21 protein-coding genes are annotated in these 23,346 nt (G+C 44.7%); 10 read left to right on the top strand and 11 right to left on the bottom strand.

Translation table 11 applies throughout. The features are described from left to right. Positions 1–38 precede the first annotated feature (38 nt). Complete coding sequence (locus RS891_RS31255; RefSeq protein ID WP_315794105.1) at positions 39–800, bottom strand: SDR family oxidoreductase; 762 nt, start codon at positions 798–800, stop codon at positions 39–41. 16 nt (positions 801–816) lie between these two features. Beyond that, positions 817–1,203, bottom strand: a complete 387-nt coding sequence (locus RS891_RS31250) for a MerR family transcriptional regulator (RefSeq protein ID WP_315794104.1) — start codon at positions 1,201–1,203, stop codon at positions 817–819. Positions 1,204–1,445: 242 nt separating this feature from the next. Between RS891_RS31250 and RS891_RS31245 the strand changes: the two genes are divergently transcribed. Both RS891_RS31245 and RS891_RS31240 read left to right on the top strand, forming a co-directional pair. Beyond that, positions 1,446–2,585 carry a 5-methyltetrahydropteroyltriglutamate--homocysteine S-methyltransferase gene (locus RS891_RS31245; protein WP_315794103.1) on the top strand — a complete coding sequence of 380 codons (1,140 nt, stop codon included), beginning with the start codon at positions 1,446–1,448 and terminating at the stop codon, positions 2,583–2,585. Between the two features lie 273 nt (positions 2,586–2,858). Continuing rightward, positions 2,859–4,076 carry a sensor histidine kinase gene (locus RS891_RS31240; protein ID WP_113053280.1) on the top strand — a complete coding sequence of 406 codons (1,218 nt, stop codon included), beginning with the start codon at positions 2,859–2,861 and terminating at the stop codon, positions 4,074–4,076. A 118-nt stretch (positions 4,077–4,194) separates the two neighbouring features. Here RS891_RS31240 and RS891_RS31235 read toward each other — a convergent pair whose 3' ends face one another. The 6 genes from RS891_RS31235 to RS891_RS31210 form a co-directional block, all read right to left on the bottom strand. After that, positions 4,195–5,013, bottom strand: coding sequence for an ABC transporter ATP-binding protein (locus RS891_RS31235; protein WP_113053279.1), 819 nt, complete (start codon positions 5,011–5,013; stop codon positions 4,195–4,197). Continuing rightward, positions 5,013–6,044 (bottom strand): FecCD family ABC transporter permease, encoded by a 1,032-nt coding sequence (locus RS891_RS31230; RefSeq protein ID WP_315794102.1) that lies wholly within the window; start codon positions 6,042–6,044, stop codon positions 5,013–5,015. Before RS891_RS31230 ends, RS891_RS31235 begins: the two co-directional genes overlap by 1 nt. Then, complete coding sequence (locus tag RS891_RS31225; protein ID WP_113053277.1) at positions 6,041–7,081, bottom strand: FecCD family ABC transporter permease; 1,041 nt, start codon at positions 7,079–7,081, stop codon at positions 6,041–6,043. Before RS891_RS31225 ends, RS891_RS31230 begins: the two co-directional genes overlap by 4 nt. Next, the gene (locus RS891_RS31220; RefSeq protein ID WP_315794101.1) at positions 7,074–8,159 is read right to left on the bottom strand and encodes an iron-siderophore ABC transporter substrate-binding protein; all 1,086 of its coding nucleotides are present in this window, start codon (positions 8,157–8,159) and stop codon (positions 7,074–7,076) included. The genes RS891_RS31225 and RS891_RS31220 overlap by 8 nt, the downstream gene beginning before the upstream one ends. 303 nt (positions 8,160–8,462) lie before the next feature. Next, the gene (locus tag RS891_RS31215; protein WP_315794100.1) at positions 8,463–9,302 is read right to left on the bottom strand and encodes a hypothetical protein; all 840 of its coding nucleotides are present in this window, start codon (positions 9,300–9,302) and stop codon (positions 8,463–8,465) included. A gap of 151 nt (positions 9,303–9,453) precedes the next feature. Continuing rightward, positions 9,454–10,923, bottom strand: coding sequence for a hypothetical protein (locus RS891_RS31210; RefSeq protein ID WP_315796503.1), 1,470 nt, complete (start codon positions 10,921–10,923; stop codon positions 9,454–9,456). 305 nt (positions 10,924–11,228) lie between these two features. On the opposite strand from RS891_RS31210, the gene RS891_RS31205 reads away from it, so the two are divergent. Continuing rightward, entirely contained in the window at positions 11,229–11,678 is a 450-nt protein-coding gene (locus RS891_RS31205) for an RrF2 family transcriptional regulator (protein WP_113053272.1), read from the top strand. 114 nt (positions 11,679–11,792) lie between these two features. After that, the gene (locus RS891_RS31200) at positions 11,793–12,437 is read left to right on the top strand and encodes a nitroreductase family protein (RefSeq protein ID WP_315794099.1); all 645 of its coding nucleotides are present in this window, start codon (positions 11,793–11,795) and stop codon (positions 12,435–12,437) included. A gap of 214 nt (positions 12,438–12,651) precedes the next feature. Here the strand turns inward: RS891_RS31200 and RS891_RS31195 are convergent, their stop codons facing one another. Continuing rightward, entirely contained in the window at positions 12,652–13,743 is a 1,092-nt protein-coding gene (locus RS891_RS31195; protein ID WP_315794098.1) for a GntR family transcriptional regulator, read from the bottom strand. Between the two features lie 395 nt (positions 13,744–14,138). On the opposite strand from RS891_RS31195, the gene RS891_RS31190 reads away from it, so the two are divergent. The 4 genes from RS891_RS31190 (at position 14,139) to RS891_RS31175 (ending at position 19,138) form a co-directional block, all read left to right on the top strand. Next, a complete protein-coding gene (locus tag RS891_RS31190; protein ID WP_315794097.1) occupies positions 14,139–15,764 on the top strand; it encodes a xylulokinase in 1,626 nt (541 codons plus the stop codon). 175 nt (positions 15,765–15,939) lie between these two features. Beyond that, positions 15,940–16,635, top strand: a complete 696-nt coding sequence (locus RS891_RS31185; RefSeq protein ID WP_076287227.1) for an L-ribulose-5-phosphate 4-epimerase — start codon at positions 15,940–15,942, stop codon at positions 16,633–16,635. A gap of 255 nt (positions 16,636–16,890) precedes the next feature. Then, positions 16,891–18,309, top strand: coding sequence for an L-arabinose isomerase (gene araA / locus RS891_RS31180; RefSeq protein WP_315794096.1), 1,419 nt, complete (start codon positions 16,891–16,893; stop codon positions 18,307–18,309). Between the two features lie 337 nt (positions 18,310–18,646). Further along, complete coding sequence (locus tag RS891_RS31175) at positions 18,647–19,138, top strand: cell wall hydrolase (protein ID WP_181586564.1); 492 nt, start codon at positions 18,647–18,649, stop codon at positions 19,136–19,138. A gap of 47 nt (positions 19,139–19,185) precedes the next feature. Here the strand turns inward: RS891_RS31175 and RS891_RS31170 are convergent, their stop codons facing one another. Continuing rightward, positions 19,186–19,926 carry a hypothetical protein gene (locus RS891_RS31170; RefSeq protein ID WP_315794095.1) on the bottom strand — a complete coding sequence of 247 codons (741 nt, stop codon included), beginning with the start codon at positions 19,924–19,926 and terminating at the stop codon, positions 19,186–19,188. Positions 19,927–20,132: 206 nt separating this feature from the next. Here RS891_RS31170 and RS891_RS31165 point away from each other — a divergent pair, with 206 nt between their 5' ends. Both RS891_RS31165 and RS891_RS31160 read left to right on the top strand, forming a co-directional pair. Next, positions 20,133–20,903, top strand: a complete 771-nt coding sequence (locus RS891_RS31165) for an AAC(3) family N-acetyltransferase (RefSeq protein WP_113053367.1) — start codon at positions 20,133–20,135, stop codon at positions 20,901–20,903. 330 nt (positions 20,904–21,233) lie between these two features. Beyond that, a complete protein-coding gene (locus tag RS891_RS31160) occupies positions 21,234–22,928 on the top strand; it encodes a histidine kinase N-terminal 7TM domain-containing diguanylate cyclase (protein ID WP_315794094.1) in 1,695 nt (564 codons plus the stop codon). Between the two features lie 64 nt (positions 22,929–22,992). On the opposite strand, the gene RS891_RS31155 is transcribed toward RS891_RS31160, so the two are convergent. Next, entirely contained in the window at positions 22,993–23,340 is a 348-nt protein-coding gene (locus tag RS891_RS31155; RefSeq protein ID WP_315794093.1) for a helix-turn-helix domain-containing protein, read from the bottom strand. Between the last annotated feature and the right edge of the window lie 6 nt (positions 23,341–23,346).

Raw genomic sequence — 23,346 nt, 5'->3', positions numbered from 1 at the left:
TGAACCGATTCAATAGCAGCACATGACTCGCAGGCGAGTTATTCAATGAGGTTTTTCGTTGCGTTATACATCTGTTTGGCGTATTCATCGACTTCATCTCGGGACATGCGTATGCGGGCAACAGAGGTACCGTATCCAATTTCCTTATGACCTTCTTGTAATCCTTCGAAAATTCCATCTGCAAAGGCATCCAATGGCTCTCCATGCGTATGCAGTCCTGCTCCACCCAGATCTGTACTTACTGCCGGAGGAGCAACTTCAATGACCTCTACAGACGTATCCGAAAGCTGATGTCTCAGACTGATCGTAAAGGAGTGAAGTGCCGCTTTGGTTGCTGAATATATCGGAGCAATGGCAAACGGTGTAAAGGCTAATCCTGAGGTAACGTTAATAATTGTGGCTTCTTCTTTGGTTGCAAGATAAGGAGCGAACAGCATGGACAGATGAAAAGGAGCTTCAATATTCGTTGTAATTTCCTTGGCAAAATAACTCCAATCATTCTTCGCATCCGCTGTCAGGATATTAAAACGTTGTTGAATACCGGCATTGTTAACTAACACATTCACTTCCGGATAGTTCGCGGTTACCCAATCAAACAATGCTACCCGCTCGGATTCAATGTTCAGATCATTTACATACGTAATAAGGCCCGGGTGTTTTTCTTTCGCATGTTGAAGTACAGCCTCACGTCGTCCAGTAACAATAACTGTATTTCCAGATCTTAAGAAGCGTTCTGCAAATGCTAATCCGATCCCAGAGCTTCCGCCGGTAATGAGTATTGTATTTCCCGAAAGTTTCATTAGAGTAACTCTCCTCTTAGGTATCTTTTTCTTCGTTTCTTTCCTGTATTTGACGGGTGTAACGTGTAATTTTAAAATCTATTCCCTTTAGGGATTCCTGCATCAACGAAATTTCATCCAGCACTGCCTGCTTGTGTTTTTGCATCATTTCAAGTCTTGCCTCAAGCGTACAGTTCCCTTCTATGATCCAATCCATATATTGCTTAATCTGACTAATGGGCATATGCGTGTTTTTTAAACAAACAAGGGTTTCCAATAAAGCCATCTGAACTTCTGAAAATAACCTTCTGCCAGCATCATCACGCTCAATCATAGGCAGAAGTCCTTTTTTTTCATAAAAACGTAACGTTGAATCTGGAATATTCAATTGAGCTGAAGCTTCGCTAATGGAAAAGTACTTCATGTTGGAGACCTCCAAATAGGTGTTAACTCTGTCGACAGGAATAGCATACGACTTAAACCATGGTTTAAGTCAATAAGGTAATTAAATTTCTCTTTTGGATGGACTAAGTCTGACGGGTAAAAGGAAAGTTGAACTCAGCTATAGCTAATAACTATAACCTGCTATAGTCCTTTCATAGAACAGTAAATCCGATCGGATATGTTATATTTAATCTTATAATTAATTTACGGGGAGATTAAACGATGAGCATTCAAACAGAACCTAAACAGCGGACTGTCACTCCATTTCGATATGATATTGTAGGCAGCTTCTTGCGCCCAACCACGTTGAAAGAGGCGAGAGCGAAATACCAAAACGGTGAAATTACTTCTGGGCAACTAGAGGAAGTAGAAAACGCTGAGATTGTGAAGCTCGTGCAGAAACAAAAAGAAGTTGGCCTTCAAGCTGTAACTGACGGGGAATTCCGTCGCTCTTGGTGGCATCTGGACTTCTTCTGGGGACTTGACGGTGTTGACCGGACCATCATTGATCAAGGCTATGAGTTTAACGGTGCCAAATCCAGACCCGAAACAGCACGTCTGACGGGCAAAGTAAGTTACAGCAGCCATCCGTTTGTTTCACATTTTGCATTCTTAAAAAGCGTTGCTGGCGATGACGTCGTTGCGCGTCAATCCATCCCTGCTGCAGCACAGTTCCTGTTTGAATTGGACCGGGCAGAAAATAAGGAAAGTACGCAAGCCATTTACCCGAACCGGGAAGAACTTCTTTCGGATATTGCCAAAGCTTACAAAGAGGCGATTCTGGCCTTGTATGCAGCGGGATGCCGAAGCGTTCAAATTGACGATTGCACGTGGGGCGCACTCTGCGACCAGCAGTTCATGGCATTCATGGAGCAGATTGGCGTAAATGTGGCCGATTATGCGAACGAACTTGCAAAGTTGAACGAGGAAGTTGTATCCGGTTTGCCGGAGGACCTCGTCGTAACGACACATGTATGCCGTGGGAATTACGTATCAACATATGCCGGTGTTGGTGGGGGTTATGAGCCGATCGCGCAAACGCTCCTGAACATTGATAACTACTCCGGTTACTATCTGGAGTTTGATACTGAACGGGCAGGCGATTTCAAGCCACTTCGTTTCCTGAAGGACAACCAACAGGTTGTGCTTGGTTTGTTCTCTTCCAAATTTGGTGAGCTTGAAAATAAGGAAGATATTCTGAAGCGTATCGAAGAAGCGAAGCAATATGTGGATCTTGATCGGATTTGCCTGAGCCCGCAATGCGGATTCGCTTCCACGGAAGAAGGTAATCATCTGACAGAAGAGCAGCAGTGGCAGAAGCTTGCGTTTATCAAGGAAATTGCAGAAGATCTCTGGAAATAATCCATAAGCTAAAAGCATTTTTTTACACGGGAGTAGCCGTACGGACAGTGATCCGTACGGCTACTTCGCATTCTAAGCCTTGCCTAAGTATGACCAATGGAGGGTTTATATTGTAGGGAATCGTTTATTTCAAATTTTCATATTGTATAGCTAGTTAAATGAGATACAATGCTATTATAGATAAGGGCATCCAGTTGGATGCCTTTAAATATAGGAATGAAAAGGATTACATACATACCGAAGGTGTCGACATTAATTTAAAGTGGTGAGTGAATGAAAGAATTGTACAGTCAGGTGAACCGAAAAACATATTATATTTCCATGTTAACTCTCATTGCTCTTATGCTATCTGGATTAATCCTATCAACGACAGAATTAAGCGGAATTACAGCAGGGTATGTTATCCATTTTTTGTGTGTAGCCATTCTAGCGGTTTGTTTGTTGATCTACCCAAAACATGAAACCTATGTTTTCAGAAAGATCATTATTCTATTTGGTTTTGCTTATTTCTATACCCTGTTCTTCTTATATCCAGAGACCTGGACTACGTACATTCTCATTTGTCTGATTCCCTCACTTGCCATTTTGTTTTTTGATTTAAAATTGTTTTATTTCTCCATCATTCTGAATGGATTTTTAATTTTAATTACGTTTGGCTATATCATCCTGATTGATCAGGGTAATATATATTCGTATTTACATCATGACATCCTAGGCAATCTCATTAATATTATAGCGAGTCAGATTTTATTATTTCTCATTTTCCATTTGTCCTTTAGTCGTATGAAAAAACAGCAGCTCTATCATGAACAATTACAACAATCGGAACGACTGAAGATGATAGCCCATTTGACGGCTGCTGTTGCGCATGAGATTAGAAATCCAGTCACCGTTGTTCGAGGATTTTTGCAGTTATACAGAGAAGATCCTGCATTTGATGATCCAGTCAAAAGCAAGTTCAAATTAATGATTGATGAGTTAAATACCGTTGAACAGATTACCTCACAGTTTCTAACCCTTTCCAAGCCCAATAGAGATCAGAAGCCGGAAAAAGTAGATGTGAACGATGCCCTTCAGAGTGTAACAGGTCTGGTCCGTTCCTATGCGATGTTATCTGATAACCAGCTGCATATTGAGGCAGAAGAGAGTTGCTTCATTTTTATTAATCCAATTGAGTTTAAGCAGTTGATGATGAATTTAATTAAAAACGCATTGGAAGCTTCGAATATGGGGAAACCCGTCACTGTGATTGCCAAGAGGAATCAACATTATATTGAGATCAAAATCATTGATGAAGGGAGCGGAATGTCAGAGGATGAGGTGAAGTCGCTCGGGACGCCGTTTTATTCATTAAAAAGTAATGGCACCGGACTAGGATTAATGATCTGTTTTAATATTGTAGAGAAATATGACGGGGAAATTAATTATGAGAGCATGAAAGGTGTAGGGACGACCGTTACGATTCGTTTTTTGGCTACGGATGGGAAGTAAAGCATACATGAGGGGTCTTATGTTAAAACCTTATGATAAATGAAGGGCGAGTTAGCGTCAGTCGTGACAACGGCGCTAACTTGCCCTTTTAAAGTTAGAGAATTGTTTGGTTTAAAACCTAATAGGAAGTTATCTCATGATTCACGTGATATCGCCCTTTTGGTACGACCATCGGAGATCCCGAGATCGGGTCATCAATAACCGTGCAATCCAGGCCGAAGATGTCTTTGACCCGTGTGCTTGTAATGACCTCTGCGGGTACGCCTTCAGCGACAAGCTTACCTGTATGAAGAGCGAAAATATGGTCCGCATAACGCGCGGATAAGTTGATGTCATGAAGGACCATTACGATCGTTGTTCCGTGTTTGCGATTAAGCTCCGTGAGCAGGTCAAGAATCTCGACTTGATAGGTGATATCCAAAAAGGTTGTCGGCTCGTCGAGAAACAGGATGTCCGTTTGTTGAGCTAATGCCATGGCAATCCAGACACGTTGTCGTTGGCCGCCTGAGAGCTCGTCAATATTATGATTGGCAAACTCGGTGATATTCATGATGGTCATTGCTTCGGCAACGGCCTCGTAATCCTTTTTGGTCCAGCCACTGAACATGGATTGGTGCGGAAAACGTCCTCTGCCGACCAAATCAGCTACAGAGATCCCTTCCGGGACAATGGGAGACTGGGGTAGCAGCCCCACCACACGAGCCAACTGCTTGGGTGGGATTTTGGATAAGGGCTTACCGTCTAAAGTGACCTTGCCGGATATGGGTTTGATTAGTCTGGCCATCGTTTTAAGAAGCGTAGACTTACCGCATCCGTTGGATCCGATAATAACGCTTATCTTATGACTGGGTATAACGAGGTCCACACCATGTATAATCGTTTTGTTCTCATAGCCTGCGACGAGTTGTTCGGCTTGAAAAACATGTGTTGCTTTCATTATAGTTCCCCCTTTCGATTCATTCGGATTAACAGGAAGATCAGATAAGGCGCTCCGAGTAATCCGGTAATGATGCCTACGGGGAATCTGTACTCAAAAGCAAATTGTCCGATGAGATCGGATGCCAGGACAAGGTTGACACCAACAAGACCTGCCGGAATAATGTTGGAGGAGCCCACACCGACGAGTCTTTTGGCAATAGGGCCCGATAGGAATGAGACAAAAGCGATCGGACCTGTGGTAGCCGTAGCAATCGCAACCATACAGACAGAGCTTACAATAAGTGCAATTCTGGTCTTGTCCGTATCTACACCCAGAGAAAATGCCGATTGTTCTCCAAGCTCCAATATACTGAGATGTTTGCCCAGCAAGATGATGATCGGCGAACAGATGATGACGGTGATCACAAGAGGCGGAAGCTCGTGCATCTGAGAACCGTTAAGACTACCTGTGAGCCATCTGAGCGCTGAAGGAACATCCTTTTCAGAACTAACCAGAAGAAGATAAGAGATGACAGCATCAAGCATCGCTTGTATACCTATTCCGATCAGAATCAATCGTCCGATGGAAAATACCTTTCCTCTGGAAAGTACATAAATGAACAGAACGGTGACCAGACCTGCAATTACTGCAGCGAAGGACACGACGGCTCCACTAGCATGGAGAATGACGATGCAGAAAACAGCAGCAGCACTTGAACCAGACGTGATCCCTATGACATTGGGGTTTGCAAGGGGATTCCGCAACATGGTCTGGAACGTGTAACCTGCAATACCGAACGCAAATCCGGCAAAAAGGCCAGTCAGCATTCTTGGTAGCCGAATGGTACTTACGGAAAAAGAGACGCCTTTGATTTTTTCACCGGAAAGGGCTAGAATGACATCCTTAACCGGATATATCGTATTTCCTAGTAAAAGCATGGCGCAGCATAGAATGCATGCCAGCACTGCAAGGAGACTAGTGACAAGGATCCATCGGCGGCGTCTTTGACGTCTTCCCGCCATAATAAATTCAATAGAGTGATTGGTCATAATGAACGCACTTTCGATCGGATAGCTAGAATAATGAGTATGGGAGCACCTATAAATGCAGTCACTACGCCGACTTCAAGCTCGCCAGGATTGCTGATGAGCCTGCCACCTACATCGGAGATCGTCAGAATGATGGCTCCGGCGATGGCCGACATCGGTATGACAAAGCGTAAATCAGGCCCAATAATAAGGCGTATGACGTGAGTGGATAACAATCCGATAAAACCAATAGGTCCAGCCAGAGCGGTAGCCGCTCCGCATAACAGTACACCCGCTAGGGCGGAAATAAGCCTCAGTGTTCCGGTTCGAACGCCCAATCCCGTAGCCACATCATCTCCCAGCGCTAACGCGTTGAGTGCCGGAGCAGTAATAAACGCAATGAGAATTCCGATGATCAGAAATGGAATGAACGTGCCGATCCCACTCCAGGTTGCCGAACCGACACTTCCCACTTGCCAAAACCTGAATTGGTCCATGACATACGAGCGGGGAATCATGATGGCAGTGACCAGAGAAGAAAGAGCAGCGCTTACAGCAGCTCCTGCCAAAACAAGCTTAATGGGCGTGGCGCCGCCACGCCCCATAGAGCCGATTCCGAATACAAACACTGCAGTAATCGCAGCCCCAGCCAAAGCCAGCCATATATATTGCCCCGCGCTGCTGATGTTCAGGAACGCAATGCCGCATACTACAAACAAAGATGCGCCTGTGTTAACACCCAATATACTTGGATCAGCAAGCGGGTTGCGTGTGACGGCTTGCATAATTGCTCCCGATACTCCGAGTGCCACCCCACATAATAAACTGAAGACAGTTCGGGAAATCCGCTTGCGCACGATATTTGCCCCATAGGAGTCTACTTCCGGGTGAAATAATCCGTCGATTAGTTCATGAAACCCCACTGGCCGAGAACCGAGGACCAGTGAGGCTACCACGCTTACGATGAGCAGGATAAAGCAGATGACCAAAACCAGCCCGAAATTTTTCGGGATATTCAAGCGTGGTTGATTGTTATTCGGAATCGATGGACTATTCATTTATTTTATCAATAGCTCCGCCGATTAGTTTCAGATAATCATCAATAGTATAAGAAATCGACAGTGGGTTTGGCGTTCCAGCAGCAACCAAAGGTGTATCTGCTTCGATGAATGCTACTGAACCTCGTTTAACTGCTGGAATTTTACCCAGAAGCGGATCAGCCTGAAGGGCTTTCAACAACTCGGCATTTCCGTATCCAACAAGGATATCTGCATCATTAAGGGCTTCAGCATTCTCAGCACTTAGACTTAGGGAGTAGCTGTTAGGGTCCGTAATTTGGCTGGTGATGCTCTCTGGAACAACCAGTCCCAACTCATTCAGGAATGAGACGCGGGAGTCTACAGGTGTATAAATGTGCAGTTTAGACATATCTTCAGCTGAGAAGTTTACCCAAACCACTTTTTTGTCTTTAATCTGAGGGTAGGCACTTACTTTTTCATTAATCATGGCCTCAGTGTCTTTAATCAGTTGCTCGCCTTCCGCTTTCATGCCCATTCCTTCGGAATTGAGGAGAACCTGTTCACGCCATGTTGTTGCCCAAGGAGCAGTCGGATAAGCTACTACTGGAGCGATTTCACTAAGAAGATCGTAGTCTTCCTGAGTAATACCGGAGTAAGCTGCAAGAATGACATCCGGGTTGGAATCGGAAATGGCCTCAAAATCAAGACCGTCTGTATCTTTGAAAACATTCGGGTCTGTTACGCCGAGATCTTCGAGTTTTTTCGCAGTCCAAGGCAGCAATCCGCTGTCATCCTGAACGCCAAAGTTCGCTGCTGAGAAGCCTACAGGAACTTGTCCAAGAGCGAGAACGACATCATGGTTAGCCCATTGAACCGTAGCTACACGCTCAGGCTTTTTCTCAATAACGGTTTCTCCCAAAGCGTGCTTGATGGTAATTGGATATTCGGTATTCTCATCTTGAGCGGCTGGTGTTTCGGTAGTTTCGGTAGTTGATGAATCACTCGCAGCCGGAGAAGCTGCAGGAGTTGTCGGCTTGCTGCCACAACCTACGAGGGCCAGGATCAGCACTACCGAAATGAGTAGTGTCATTAAAGAGAGCTTTCTTTTCGTGTTCATGTGTTTCCCCTTTCTAATCTGTAATATATTTGTTGAATCTGACTATCTGGCTGTGAAAACTCATCAAAGAAGATGAATATAAAACGTTTTACATATGAGAATGATTATCAACATCAATAAATATATCTTTATTTGAAAGGAAGTGTCAATGAAAAATTTGTAAATGATAACCTTCGGTTGAGGATCAATTTCTTCATTAAACAAGCGAAAAAGTTTTCAAACGATAGTTAAAAAGCTCCATCCACTATTATGTGGAGGGAGCTTTTGTAATTAGTCTAGTCGTAGTATTTCTAAATCAAGTATTTATTTTAACGTCCTCATAAATGCTTCGATATTGTCTGTCAGAAAATCGTGATTTTCTAACCCAGCATGAGCGATCATGTTCTTGATATCTTGGACAAACTGAGCCAAGTTACTAGTGGAGGCTTTTTCGAATCTGTTCTCCCCAGCCATATTCCCGGTCAATTTGACTACGTCCTCTTTATATTCCTTCAACCAGTCTTGATTAGACGATACATTTTTGGCGAAGCTCTGTAGAATGCTGTTCCAGTCTTTTCCGTTCATGATCGCATCCTGGAGTTTGTCCAGCGTGTTTGGTTCAAATTTCTTCATCATATAGGTTAGATCAATATAATCATCTGGGGCCCCAACAGGTCTTTGAGGGGGTGTATCGTAATGGATTGCTTTCGTCTCTGGATCTATGGATCTGGTTTTGGAGATGGCGGCGATTTGATGAAACGTATTCATAAATTCCGTCGCGTTATCCCCTTTCATATAGTTGTCGGCGATATACTTTGCTTGAGTGAGACCCAATTCCAGCAATGCTGATCTATCCTCTTCCCCGGTTACGTTAGTAATGAGATTGGATTGAATGATGCCATAGACAGCTTCTTTCACCTCCGAAGGTTGATCTGTGAGTAGACGATTCAATGAATCATTGATTTGAACGGTTCCAAAATATGTAGCGGAATGATTTACAATATCGGATGCTGCTAACTGCCTGGAAGTCGAACTAATCTCCACTGTGTCGTTGTTATGTGACAGTTTGGGTATCGTGCCTGTGACCAAAGGTGGCTTATCCGTGCGTTGTTTTGATTGAATGTAGGTATTGAGGTCAAACGGAGTCGTACTTTGAACCTTCATAAATAAACACCCCTATTCGTTTAATGTATTCCATTAATTCACTTCTCTTCTCTTCATACTATCGGAATAATATTCCATATTTTTAATATGATTGGACAAAAAAAGCAACGGGTCGTTTATTCATAAACGCCCATTGCCTGTTTGGATTCAATCAGCCACCGTAAATACTGTAGGCAAAGTGATACACAATATCCGTATCATTTGCACTCGGACGACTCGTTACCTTCGCCAGCACACCACAAATATCATAGTAGTGAGTGAAGCTTATAGCTCCCGGCAAGTATTGACTTATGCTCCCGGTTGAAGGCGGCAGCGATAACGTAGCAGTGAATTGGCCGCTGCTGTTGGTCATAACCTTTGCACTCCGATATCTGTTGTTGCTGCCTTCGGACCAATAATCATTCTCCCAAATGACTTCCACTTCCGCATTGGCTACCGCATAGTTATCTGAAGTCGCGGCAACGCCAGTTACCGTGAAACTGGTTCCCGTTATCCGGTAGTAGCGTCCATAGGCATATGTAGGATAGTCATTCGGACCGCCATTGGAATTATAACCTGTGATCACGACTTTATCCGCTCTTAATACTGGCTGTAGGTGTAATAAATAGTTGTTATCCGAATAGTTATTTGTTGTATACACTCGCAAATAATATGTGCCCGTGCCTAGAGACACATTGCCGTTGGTGGAGGGCATTAATGCCATACGATTGTTGCTTAATGCACCATACAACTCCGCCTTATAGCCATTACCTACTGAGGCTTGATCCAGATCGATATGCATGGCGTCGTAATTTCTGCTTTCGGGCACTGTGATCTTATACCAGTCCTGATCGACCTCCGAATTAATGGAGCGGCTGGAGAGAGTAGAGCCACCAGTTGCTACCGTGAAAGGATAAGCATGAAGTGCATTTTCATCTGTCTCGTACGAATCATAGGTTGAGCTAGTTGAGACGGTTAGAGTGAATGGTTCATTGATGCTGCCTCCAACTGCACCGTAGGCTTCAATTAAGTAGGCTTTGGGACTGGCGGTACTATTTTTGGTACCGACATTTTCAGACAAGGTTCTTGATCCATTTCCGTAGTTATTCAGATACGTTCCATATATTGAATAATCAATTGGAGTTGGGTTCAGATCACCAGTGGACATGTCAAATTCATAGAGATATAGATCGTAATCTAGCTGCGCCGACGCCGGATTATCCATTTGTACTTGCAGTATGCTTCCCGGTTGTACATAAATAGGGTATAAAAAGCTGGACGTACCTTCTTGCTGAATGTAGCCCGTGTATGTATTAGTCTCCGCTGTGGCTGTTGCGATAACCGATTTTGGAGCCGAAATAAGTCCCTTTTGTAATTCTGAAGACGCGGTAGCCGACTCCAAATTCACAGAGGTCTCTAACCGGTGTTTCTTCAGTTTGGACGAATCCAACTCGGAAGCATCCTTGGTAAGTTCGTTTAGTATTTCCCCAGTTGGCTGCAGTAACTGTTCTGCGACACGAGCATCAGGGTGAACTCCCGATTCGACCATGTCATCGTCTGCAAACGCTTGAAAGCCGAAGGCAAAACTGAGAAATAAATTCATGACGACAACCATAGAAAGCGTTTTTTTCAAGTTTAAAATCTCCTCTCGAAATATAATAAAATTTTGCTACAATTGTATAATATACCAGTTTAAATGGTTTGTTAAGTGGTTATTATATGATGTTTTGAAGTTTCTTTGAATAACATAACTATATTACTTGCCTGCTATGTCAGGATTAGAGGATATGAATGTTTTGGAAGGTTTTCTTCTTACTATTTCTTTGGCGTGTACCTTCTGGCTTACCGTAGCAAGCTGTTGTCTGCAAACCTCGATGCTGTGTTGAAGGGGAGTTGGGGGTTTGCTATAATTCACACAGGACGCAACGAAGAAGGGAGCCCTGTACGATGAAAAAGGCCAAACACACCTGTCCCTCCAATAGCAAGGCATTCGGCTTGGCATTGCAGGCCCTTGTGTTCATGTCTAATAGTTCTAACCGCTATCCAAGTAACAATATCGCCAATCAATTATGCTCAGAAGCAACATTGATTCGCCGAATATTGGCCAAACTTGCTCAAGAGAATATTCTGGAGGTCCGTGAAGGACGCGACGGAGGTTATCGCATGAAGCAGCCACCGGAATCGGTGACACTGGCCGATATATATCTTTCGCTTCAGACCGAGGCATCGCTGTGTGAAGGAATGCTGGATTCCACAGGCGATCACTCCTTTGGTATGCAGATGCATGACATGTTCAATGATATAACGGGGGAAATTAATCATAGCGTGTTGGAAATTCTGAGAAAATACACCATTGCCGACATGGCCAAACGAATGAGTCCGATAATGGAGAATTGACAACATACCCATCCACATATATACTGTGCTTATATTAGCACAGTTAAGTGATTTGTTTTTTTATCTTTAACTGTGCTAAATAATACACAGTATATAAATGGGAGGCAAAACGGGATGGAGAGCGTAAAACAAGAGCAAAGCTTCATGGAAGTGGTAAAGGAAAGACGTTCTGTACGGCATTACGATCCTGCGGTCAACATTTCAGAGGAGGAATTGAAAGATATTCTGACTGAAGCAGCACTTGCTCCATCTGGCGCGAATATGCAGCCATGGAAATTCATTGTCTTTAATGATCAGGCATTGAAAGAACAATTGCTTCCCATCGCGAATAACCAGCAGCAGGTGGTAGATTCCTCGGCCGTTATTGCGGTGCTGGGTGATTTGGAGTATATCCAACAGGTGGATTCCGTTTACGACGCTTCTGTAGAAGCTGGTTATATGACGAAGGAAGTTAAGGATTCGTTGGTTACCAACATGAAGGGAATGCTGGGAAGCATGGATTCTCAATATATCAAGGACGGCGTAATATTTGATTGTGGTCTATTATCGATGCAGTTCATGCTCGCAGCCAAAGCGCGTGGTTATGATACCGTTCCAATGGCTGGATACGATAAAAATAAATTTATTGAAGCATTCGATATTCCCGATCGTTATGTTCCAACCATTCTCATTTCCATCGGCAAAGCCTCGCAACCGGGGCATCCGACGACTCGACTGCCTATTGACGAGCTGACGTTCTGGAATGGTATCACAAAATAACGGAGGCCTCTCCATTGGGAGAGATACTCCTTACGAGTTTAGTTCCCATTTTAGTTAAAAAGAAAGACCAAAGCAAAAAATCTTAGGCTGCCATTACGGCAGCCTTTTCGTATTTCAGCAAGAACATGGTGACCACAGAAAAAAGGCGGGTGGTTGAGATTGTGATTATCCCTTTTATGGAGCAATCCCCATTAACCAAACCTCGGTCCCAATACTATTCAATCTCAATCTCTTTTACTGTCTCGCCCTCAACCAGCACGGGCTGGTAATAGGTGTTTGTGGGCAGATCCTTTTTGCCCTGCAGTTTCTTGATGACCCAATCCGCAGCGTCACGGCCCATTTGTTCCTGGGGGTGGGTTAATGTTGTAAGTTTGATGTTTGCGTTCTTGGCGATGTATGAATTGTCCTGGCCGATAATGGATAACTCGTCTGGAATGGAAATGCCAAGCTTTCTACATGCATGTACGACTTCCAGCCCCACCTCATCGTTGTAACAGACAAGGGAGGTCAGCGCATCTCTGTTTTCCTCCAGAAACACCTCCAGATTGGTGGAGAGGTCCGGCTTCGATGCCGTATCGAACGAAAGCACTTGCTCGGGATGAAACCGCAACTTGGCTTCGCCCAGCGCTTTGATATATCCCTTCATCCGATACTTCCCTTGTAAATCATCCATTTTCGCGATAATGCCGATCTGGCTATGTCCTTTGGCGATCAGTTCCCGGGTAGCCAGGTAGCTGGACTGTACGTCATCCAGACAGAAGAAAGGCACCTCCAGCTCTTCATAAAAGGCATTGATCATCGTAAACGGTACGTCCTGCTCTTTAAAGGAAAGGTAGTACGCTATGTTGGGGTTGTACAGATTACTCTTGGTCGGTTCGACGATCAGGCCATCCACACCGTAGGACAGCATCATCTCGAGCGCCTTTTTCTCTTGTGCAACGTCGTTGTTGGTGCTGGCTAACAGCAATGAATAATTGTCCTCATTCAATCGGCCTTCAATACCGCGGATAATGGAGGGGAAGATGTAATCGGAGATGTACGTCGTGATGACGCCGATTGTTTTTTTCATCGTGTTCCCGCCGGTTCTGGATCGATACAGATTGCTTACATAGGTTCCGGAACCCTTCTCACTTCTCAAAAAGCCCTCGTTCGATAGCTCCAAAATGGCCTTTCTCACCGTCTGGCGGCTCACGTTGTAGCTGTCCTGCAGTGCGGATTCGGTAGGGATTTGTTCGCCTACGCTATAGGTTCCCGATAGGATATTGCTTTTGATATCGTCAATGATGACCTGATACTTTGGCTTCACACAGTCCACTTCTTTCATCGTTACTTATCTATAAAAAAACATCGTCATATCCATAGTTGTACGTACATATTTTATCATGAATCGATCTGAATGGAAATAAAGCAGCCAGTTTTACAAAATAAACCGTACAATTCCCATCCTTAAACAGAAATGTGTACCCTACAAAATAACCTTTTAAGCACAGAAATGAGATCGTTTACACCTTACATTTTGACTGATGTAAGTATAACTATTATATATTATTGACAAATGTACGTACAAAAAATATACTAAGTCTGTCAGAAAAGGAAAGCGCATTCTTTTCAATGAATCGAAATATGAATCTATTTCAATCATCTTCAAGGCAAAACTATTTTTACTTTACCTACTGTGGTCAGAGAGGGGACTACGTGATCATGAGTCATGTGGATATGAATGAAGCGATTACCAAGGGAGCTACTTCACTAGGCATCGAGTTTGGATCGACACGGATCAAGGCGGTACTGATTGACGAACGTTTTGAGACCATCGCGTCAGGCAGTTATGAATGGGAGAACCTCCTGAAAGACGGATATTGGACGTATAACCAGGATGATATCATCACAGGTCTTCAGACTGCGTATCGGGAAATGAAGCAAGACGTGGAGCGGAAATACGGAATCACGCTGCAAACGGTAGGCTCCATCGGATTCTCCGCCATGATGCATGGATATATCGCATTGGATAGCGCGGGAGAACTGCTGGTACCATTCCGGACGTGGCGTAACGCGACTACTGGGAAGGCTGCGAGAGAACTGACGGATCTTCTGCAGTTCAATATTCCGGAACGTTGGAGCATCGCTCACTTGTACCAAGCGATCTTGAACGAAGAGGCGCATGTGCCTCGCATCGATCACCTGACAACCTTGGCTGGTTACATACACTTGCTGCTGACGGGAAATAAAGCCATCGGTATCGGCGATGCTTCGGGTATTTTCCCAATCGACGAGTCTACGCATAATTATCACCCGTCCATGATCAAGCAGTTCGATGAACTTATCGCAGGAAAAGGTTATCCGTGGAAGGTCGAGGGGCTTCTTCCCAAGGTGTATCTCGCTGGTGAGAATGCTGGTGAGTTAACCGAAGCGGGAGCCAAGCTACTTGATCCTTCGAATGATTTGCAGTCAGGCATTCCACTCTGTCCGCCAGAAGGTGATGCCGGAACGGGCATGGTAGCAACGAATAGCGTGAGGAAGCGTACGGGCAACATTTCTGTCGGCACATCCGTGTTCGCGATGATCGTCTTGGAGAAGGAATTATCCAAAGTGTATCCCGAGATCGATATGGTTACGACGCCGGACGGTAGTCCGGTAGGCATGGTGCATGCCAACAACTGCTCCAGCGACATCAACGCTTGGCTTGGATTATTCCGTGAATTTTCTGAGGCAATGGGCTACGAAGTGAATACCGGCAAATTGTTCAGCGTGATGTTCAATAAGGCGTTGGAAGCCGACCCGGATGGTGGCGGTTTGCTGAGCTACGGTTATTACTCGGGTGAAAACATTACGGGCATCGACAAAGGCCGTCCATTGTTCGTCCGCTCCCCGGAAAGCAACTTCAATCTGGCGAACTTTATGCGCACGCATTTGTTCACCGCATTTGGTGCACTCAAGCTCGGCATGGACATTTTGACGAAGAACGAGCATGTGGCGATTGACAGCATTTTGGCTCATGGTGGTCTGTTCAAGACTCCCGTTGTCGGACAGCGGATCGTAGCCGCAGCGATGAATGTGCCGGTGTCCGTCATGTCTACAGCGGGCGAAGGCGGCGCATGGGGTATGGCGCTTCTGGCTTCCTACATGATCAACAAGGATCAGCAGGAAAGCCTGGATGTGTTCCTGGAACAGAAGGTCTTCAGCGATGTTCAGGGTGAGGAAGTTGCACCGGATGCATCGGATGTCAAAGGGTTTGAAGCATTTATCGAACGTTATCGGAAGGGCCTCGCGATTGAGCAGGCGGCGGTAGATCATCTGGTAGAGGATGTTCAAAAAGACCGCTTTTGATTACGAAGGATGCCTAGTGGCATCATCAACATCGAATATGGAATTCAGCCGAAATGTCCGTTGCTCACGTAGCTCTATCTACGCTCCGCTACTCCATTTCTAGCTTTATCCCATCTTCTCGGTACTGAAAACCGACTTTTTGAACACGCACTATTAGAGAACGGGAGGGAATAACATGTTAGAACAACTGAAAGAAGAGGTCTATGAGGCAAATCTGGAACTGCCGAAGCACGGACTTGTGAAGTTCACATGGGGTAATGTCAGCGCAATGGATCGGGACAGCGGTCTGTTTGTCATCAAACCGAGCGGTGTCAGCTATGACAAGATGAAGCCAAGCGACATGGTTGTGGTTGATCTGGACGGCAATGTGGTGGAGGGCGAAATGAGACCTTCTTCGGATACCGCGACTCACGCGGTGCTGTACAAACATTACCCGGAAATCGGTGGTATTGTGCATACTCATTCCACCTGGGCGACCATCTGGGCACAAGCCGGATTGGATGTACCTGTGATGGGAACGACGCATGCTGACACCTTCTATGGTGCCGTACCTTGTGCGCGTTTCTTGAACCAGGATGAAGTTGATCGCGGATACGAAGCGGAGACAGGCCGTCTCATTATCGAAACATTTGAACAGCGCGGGCTGGATGTGATGGCAATCCCGGCAGTTCTGCTTCATGGACATGCACCGTTTACGTGGGGCAAAGACGCCAAGTCGGCGGTTGTGAACAGCGTCGTGCTGGAGGAAGTGTGCAAAATGAACCTGTACGCGCGGCAATTGAATAACTTTGCAAAAGAACTGCCGCAAGGCATTTTGGATAAACACTATTTGCGGAAACACGGAAAAGACGCGTACTACGGACAAAAATGATATGAGCAGGAAAACAGCGAATTGAAGATTGTTCTGATTACTGAGTGATCTATATTAGGATTTAAGATTTACACGATAACGGAGAGTGCAGAACCAATCTGGAGAAGCGGAGCGTTCGCCTTTATCACCGGATTTCCTCCTTTGTAAAGAGATAAAAGAAGTCCGGGGATAACAGCGATCGTAAGATGGTACTGCAGTTGGAGTGGTCAAGTGTAAATGGAGTTAAACACACTATATAGGAAAGAAGATGATTACATGTCAGCAGCTAAACAGTTTTGGTTCGTCGTAGGTTCGCAGCATCTGTACGGGGAAGAAGCGCTGGGTGAGGTTAAAGCCAATGCACAAAAAATCACGGATGCCCTCAATGCAAGCGGCGTTCTGCCGTACCCACTCGTATTGCAGAATTTGGCGGTAAGCGCAGATAAAATCACGAGCATCATGAAAGAAGTGAACTACCGCGACGAAGTGGCGGGTGTGATCACTTGGATGCATACGTTCTCGCCTGCGAAAATGTGGATTCGGGGGACGAAATTGCTGCAAAAACCATTGCTTCATCTCGCGACACAATTCAATGAAAGCATTCCATGGGCGACCATCGACATGGACTTCATGAACCTGAACCAGGCGGCTCACGGTGACCGCGAATATGGCTTCATCAATGCACGCCTGAGAAAACAAAACAAAATCGTCGTTGGTTACTGGGAGCGTCCAGAAGTGCAGCAGCAGGTTGCGGATTGGATGGACGTAGCGGTAGCTTACAACGAAAGCTTCAACATCAAGGTTGCTCGTTTTGGCGACAATATGCGTAACGTGGGCGTGACCGAAGGGGATAAAGTGGAAGCACAGATCCAATTCGGATGGACAGTCGATTATTTCGGTATCGGCGACCTTGTACAATACGTGAATGCCGTGACGGAGCAAGAAATCGATGATCTGATCGCTCAGTATGCAGAGCTGTATGAATTCGATTATGGTACAAACAGCAAAGAAGCTTGGGAAGCCAGTGTACGTGTACAAGCAAGTTATGAAATTGCGATCAAACGTTTCCTGGACGAGGGCGGATACAGTGCCTTCACCACCAACTTCGAAGATCTGCATGGCATGAAGCAACTTCCTGGTTTGGCTGTTCAACGTCTGATGGCTCAAGGGTACGGCTTTGCTGGTGAGGGCGACTGGAAAACGGCTGCACTCGACCGCCTGCTCAAAGTTATGGCCCATAACGAAAACACAGGCTTCATGGAGGATTACACGTACGAGATGGCAGCTGGCCAAGAGGCAATTCTTCAATCCCACATGCTTGAAGTAGACCCGACACTCGCCAGCAACAAACCGAAAATCATCGTGTCCCCACTAGGTATTGGCGATCGTGAAGATCCTGCACGTCTTGTATTCGATGGCAAAGCAGGAGAAGGTGTCGTGGTTTCCATGGCAGACTTCGGAACGCATTACAAACTGTTGATCAACGAAGTGTCTGCATTTGAACCGACGGTTCCAGCGCCTAATCTGCCGGTAGCCCGTGTATTGTGGAATGTGAAGCCTAACTTCCAGGATGGGGTCAGAGCTTGGATCGAGAATGGCGGCGGTCACCATACCGTAGTATCTTTGAACCTGACTACGGATCAAATCGTGACCTATGCGAAATTGGTGAACCTGGAATACGTTGTGATTAAATAGTTTTGTTTTTCATGGACTCATTCATGAACTCATAAAAATTCTTTTCCTTATGGCCGGGGGGTTCCCCGGCCATTTTGTCTTGCTGTGAGACGCTGGGTCTGTGAACTGAAATGGGGCACCAAAGCTAAAATCCTTCTTATTACAAGTACCGGCCGATCATCGTGAAGATCTAAAACAGGAGCTCTTATGTCAACATAATTGAGGTAATACAAACTTTTGGTACTAGTGAATTGAAATGAAATTCGGAGAGTGGTTGTAAAATCCGAGACTCATTTCTCTTTATATCATGAGACGCCGGTGATCCACAAAATAACTTAACTTAATGGAGGTAATATTTATGGCAATTGGTGATGCACTAACTTCAAAATCTCAGCTTTACGGACGTGACAGCGTGGACTTGTTGGCCCGAACTCTTTGGGGAGAAACCAGGGGCGATTCAGATTCTCGTGTAGGCGTTGCTTATGTCATCAGTAACCGTAAAAGTAATTCCACGTACAACGAATTTAAAAATCTCAACTCGATTGAAGCAGTCGTGCTTGCTCCAAATGCTTTTAGTTGCTTTAACGAAGGTAATCCTAACTTGGCTGAATGTCTGAAACCTGATACAGACAGTGCAGCTTGGAAAAACATTGTTAGCCTCGCATCAAACCTAAGTAGCTACTCAAATCCAATCAGCGGTAAGTGTTTTTACACTGCTAATACTAGATTTTCAGAACTGAGTTACACTTCCGGTAACAAGCTATATTATAAGTTTCCGGGTGGAAGCACGGTGCAAGTCAGCTCTAAAATCGTAGTCGGTGGACACACATTCTTTGATTATGTCGTTTAATTTAATTTCCCACCAAAAAAGGCTGACCAATTGTGGTCAGCCTTTTTTTATTTTTCAATAGGTTTAACTTCAATTTGATCAGCAAGAAATTCATTCTTAGCACTATCGAATTTGTATGTGATATTGAAATCACATACATATGTGGGAGACACACCTACAGATCCTCCAAGGTTCAATTTTATTTTTTGATTCTCCAATGAATAGATATTTACACCACCAAAAGCAAGGCTGTCTTGCTTGTAATCCGGCGCTGGATCAAACCCATAATTGAAATCATATTCTTTTCCTTGTGCTTTAACGGAGATCGCTAATGTACCGTCGCCATTTTTAGCAACATGCGTCTCAATCTGATCAGCAACAATCTCCTCATAACTTTGTACTTTAATTTCGGATAGGTCCTCGGCGTTAACGACATGAATATCATAATTGTTTAAACCTGTTCCTCGTCCAGTCTGGATAATAATTACGGCCTCTTCTTTTCCATCGCCTGTAACATCCGTATAAAATACCTGCGGGGCAGTTCCAGTATCAACAGGGACATTCCAAGAAAAGTCTTTTTTATTACCGTTAATGTCCAGTGTTACCCCGTCGGTTTGTTTATAAAATTTTACTTTTTCATCCTCTGAAGATCCCAACAATTTTTCATTCATACTGTGCACTGGCTGTGTTGTTACTTGTTTACTGGGAGACTCACCCGAATCTTGCGGATTCGCTGTGGGCTTATCTGATCCACATCCTGAAAGCAAAACGACACTCAACACCATCAATACACCAAGCTCTTTTTTCAACCCTATAATCTCCTTTCGTCTACCTAGCAGAAATTATATCAGAGCAAATAAACATATGAGTGACATGGAATTAACATTATTTATGATTTAAGTTAAATTTATGTTATATAATCGCAAATATTAAACTTGGTATCACAGGATAACGTTAGTACCGTCGACTAAGCTCTATTTTGCTATAATAGCCCAAAGGAGGTTATCTATTCATGATACATACGCAAGAAAGTTTACTCCACCAACTGCGCCAGCTCGGCATTGATGACCAAGGAACGCTGCTCGTTCACTCTTCTATGAAAAGCTTGGGCGAAGTCGAAGGCGGTGCGGATACGGTGTTGGATGCGTTGACCGAGTATATGAAGGACGGGCTATTGGTGTTGCCAACGCATACATGGTCCACGATCAATGCGGACAATCCGATGTTCCACGTGGAATCTTCGCCATGCTGCGTCGGTATTCTTCCTGAGCTATTTCGCAAACGACCTGAAGTAGTACGTTCTTGGCACCCTACACATTCGGTAGCTGCTCTGGGACGCGACGCCGAAGCATTTACGAAGGACGATCATCTTTTCGATACACCTTGTGCGAGAGGCTCAGCCTGGGGGAAGCTGCTTGATCGGAAGGCATCCATCCTTTTGGTCGGCGTTGATCTGAAACGGAACACGTTTATCCATGGTATTGAAGAATGGGTCGACATCCCAGGTAGATTAACTGACGGCCATGAGATGTTAAAGACAGTTTTACCCGATGGAACCGAAATTTCGGTGCCTTCCCGAAGACACTGCGGATTATCGTGGTCGGAGCATTTTTGGAAAGTGGATGACGTTCTTGAACGTAAAGGTGCGATGCGTAAGGGGCAGCTTGGCGATGCGGTTGTCAGAGTGTGTGATGCGGCCTTGTTGACGGAAGTAATCACGAGCATGCTCCAAGATAATCCGGATTTATTCTCTGACAATTTGCCTTTGGACACTGTACACGAATGAGGAGAGGGCCGTCCGGTAACGGAGGGCTCTACATACGTACCTGCTTGCCTCTTACGACAGCTAACAAGGTCTTCTTTCCCCCGGTTTACATCCAAACGTTCAATTTCATTCACAAAAACGCAAAAATTGCGCAAAATTCAAACAGAGGTTGGTTGGTTTGCCATTGTATGGGCTACTCACCCCATTAGCGGTGTGATAAGATGTGGTTAAATTAACCAATAGCAATAATATAGGAATATCTTTTATAGGTTTATCGAAGCTTCACATAGCATTAAGGAATAACCCAGTTCAATACTATCTTCGTTGTCGCATGCAAAAAGGAGAAGATTCGTGAGCCCATTAGTATGGTATGATCTCTTTCTATTCGTCCTATTGTTTGGTGTATACGTATATGTTTTTGCAACGGTTAGAATTACGAACTTACATAAGGTTTACTTTTTGTTTCATGGGTTAATGATGCTCTGGCCATTCTGTCAATTTGCGAGTACGTTGACGAAAGATCCAGGCTTGCAGTTGTTCTACGTTACGTTATCTTTTGTCGCCGTTTCCTTACTAGGGAGTGGTTGGCTGCTGCTTACGATCTTCATTACGGGTGAAGCGGAGCGATTAGGCCAAAAAAAATCCTTCCTATTGTTCATCCCTGCGGTTATTGGAGCCATTGGCGTGATCCTGAACCCATGGGGCTGGTTTGTAACACCGCTGGAGGGCGGTTATATCGAGCGGGCATATGGACTCTGGTTCTGGGTTGTTATGGCTATACTCGTCAGTTACTTTGTAACGTCCCTCTTTATTTTATTCCGGGCACTATATTCTTCTCGAACGTCCTCCATGATTAAAAATCAGGTGAAAGTTACGCTATGGGGCATATTTGTGTTGGCTGTTTTTGCAACCATCGACGCTATGCTTAATGTGGTTCTAAGAGCGTATTTACCGTTTATCATTCCCGGACTGACCTCGTTGGGGATTTTCGTGTCTGACCTCTTCTTCGTCTATGTTATTAAAAGGTACAATGTGTTCGATCTGGTTTCCATCGCGCATGAGGATGTGATCAATACCATTCCTTACGGCATCCTTGTACTGGATGAGAATGAGATGATTATTGAATTGAACAAAGCCTCCCGATCCTTCATGGATCTGCACGTGGGGGATTCTTTTGATATGGAAGCATTTCTGGGTTCTGTTCGCGTTGAGGGCAGCCGCCAGAAGTTTCTGAAGGAGTATAAGCAAAAGGACAATACCTTGTCTCAAATTGAAGTACTCGTGGGGCGGGATGACATCCGTCATTATATCCTACAAGCGTCTCCCATTGTGGATGCTGCGCGCGCGCCCATTGGTCATATTCTTACGTTCCAGGATGTCTCTCAAGAGCGCTTCTACGTAAAAGAAATGAATCGGCAGAATGAGACGCTTCAGGAGCGTAATCATGCCCTGGATCGCATTCGTCTGGAGTTGTCCGAGGCCAATCGCAAGCTGGAAGAACTCGCCCTGACGGACAGTCTGACGAACTGCTACAACCGTCGTTATCTGACCCAACACCTGAATCATGAGGTTATCACCAACATTCAATATAAAACGCCGTTTTCACTCATACTGCTGGATATTGACTACTTCAAAGCGATCAATGATCGCTACGGACATGTCATCGGGGATGAAGTACTGCATCGCACGGCTCAGGCTGTCAAAGAATCCATTCGTAGTACCGATATTCTAACGCGATATGGCGGGGAGGAGTTCATGATCTACCTTCCACATACCGAACGGCAACTAGCCCAACAAATAGCGGAACGTGTGAGATTAGCGGTGGAGTCGAACCTCATTGTGGTGGATCATGAGATCGAACAGGTGTCCATTACGATTAGCATAGGAATTCTGTCCATTGAGGATTTCGAATGTGAGCATGTCCCGGACAATCCGGAGGGGTATCTGATTCAGTTGTTCGCTGCGGTAGACAAGGCGTTGTATCAGGCGAAGCAGAATGGGCGTAATCGGATTGAGTTTGCGGAGTTTGAGCGGGTTGTTTTGTAGATTCATGAAATTAAAAAAGAGTGTGAGGGTTACTCCACTCTTTTTGATTTCGATGCTGATGTATTTAGTCAGAACTTTTTTGTAGCTTTTCTATAGTATTCAGAATCTCTTTATTAATTTTCGTTAATGATGAGATTTCATCTGCGCTTTTACCACTTATTAATGTTATATGTTCATCCAAAGCATTTTTGTACTCGGATTCTTCGTTGAATTTGAAGATTTCTTCAGCAGGAACCTGAAATCCATTTATTATTTTTTCCAGAGTCTCCAGAGAAATATTTCGATCTCCCCGTTCAACCCCACCAATATAGCTGTAATGAAGACCTGCTGCTTCAGCTAGTTGTTCTTGAGTCCAACCCTTGGCCTTTCTTAACTCGCGTATTCGATTCCCTACACTTTCTGGTAAATTCATATGATC

Source organism: Paenibacillus sp. BIC5C1 (assembly GCF_032399705.1).
Lineage (GTDB): Bacteria > Bacillota > Bacilli > Paenibacillales > Paenibacillaceae > Paenibacillus > Paenibacillus taichungensis_A.
Note: the sequence above shows the minus strand (reverse complement) of the source record. Positions and strands in the feature narration are given on the sequence as shown.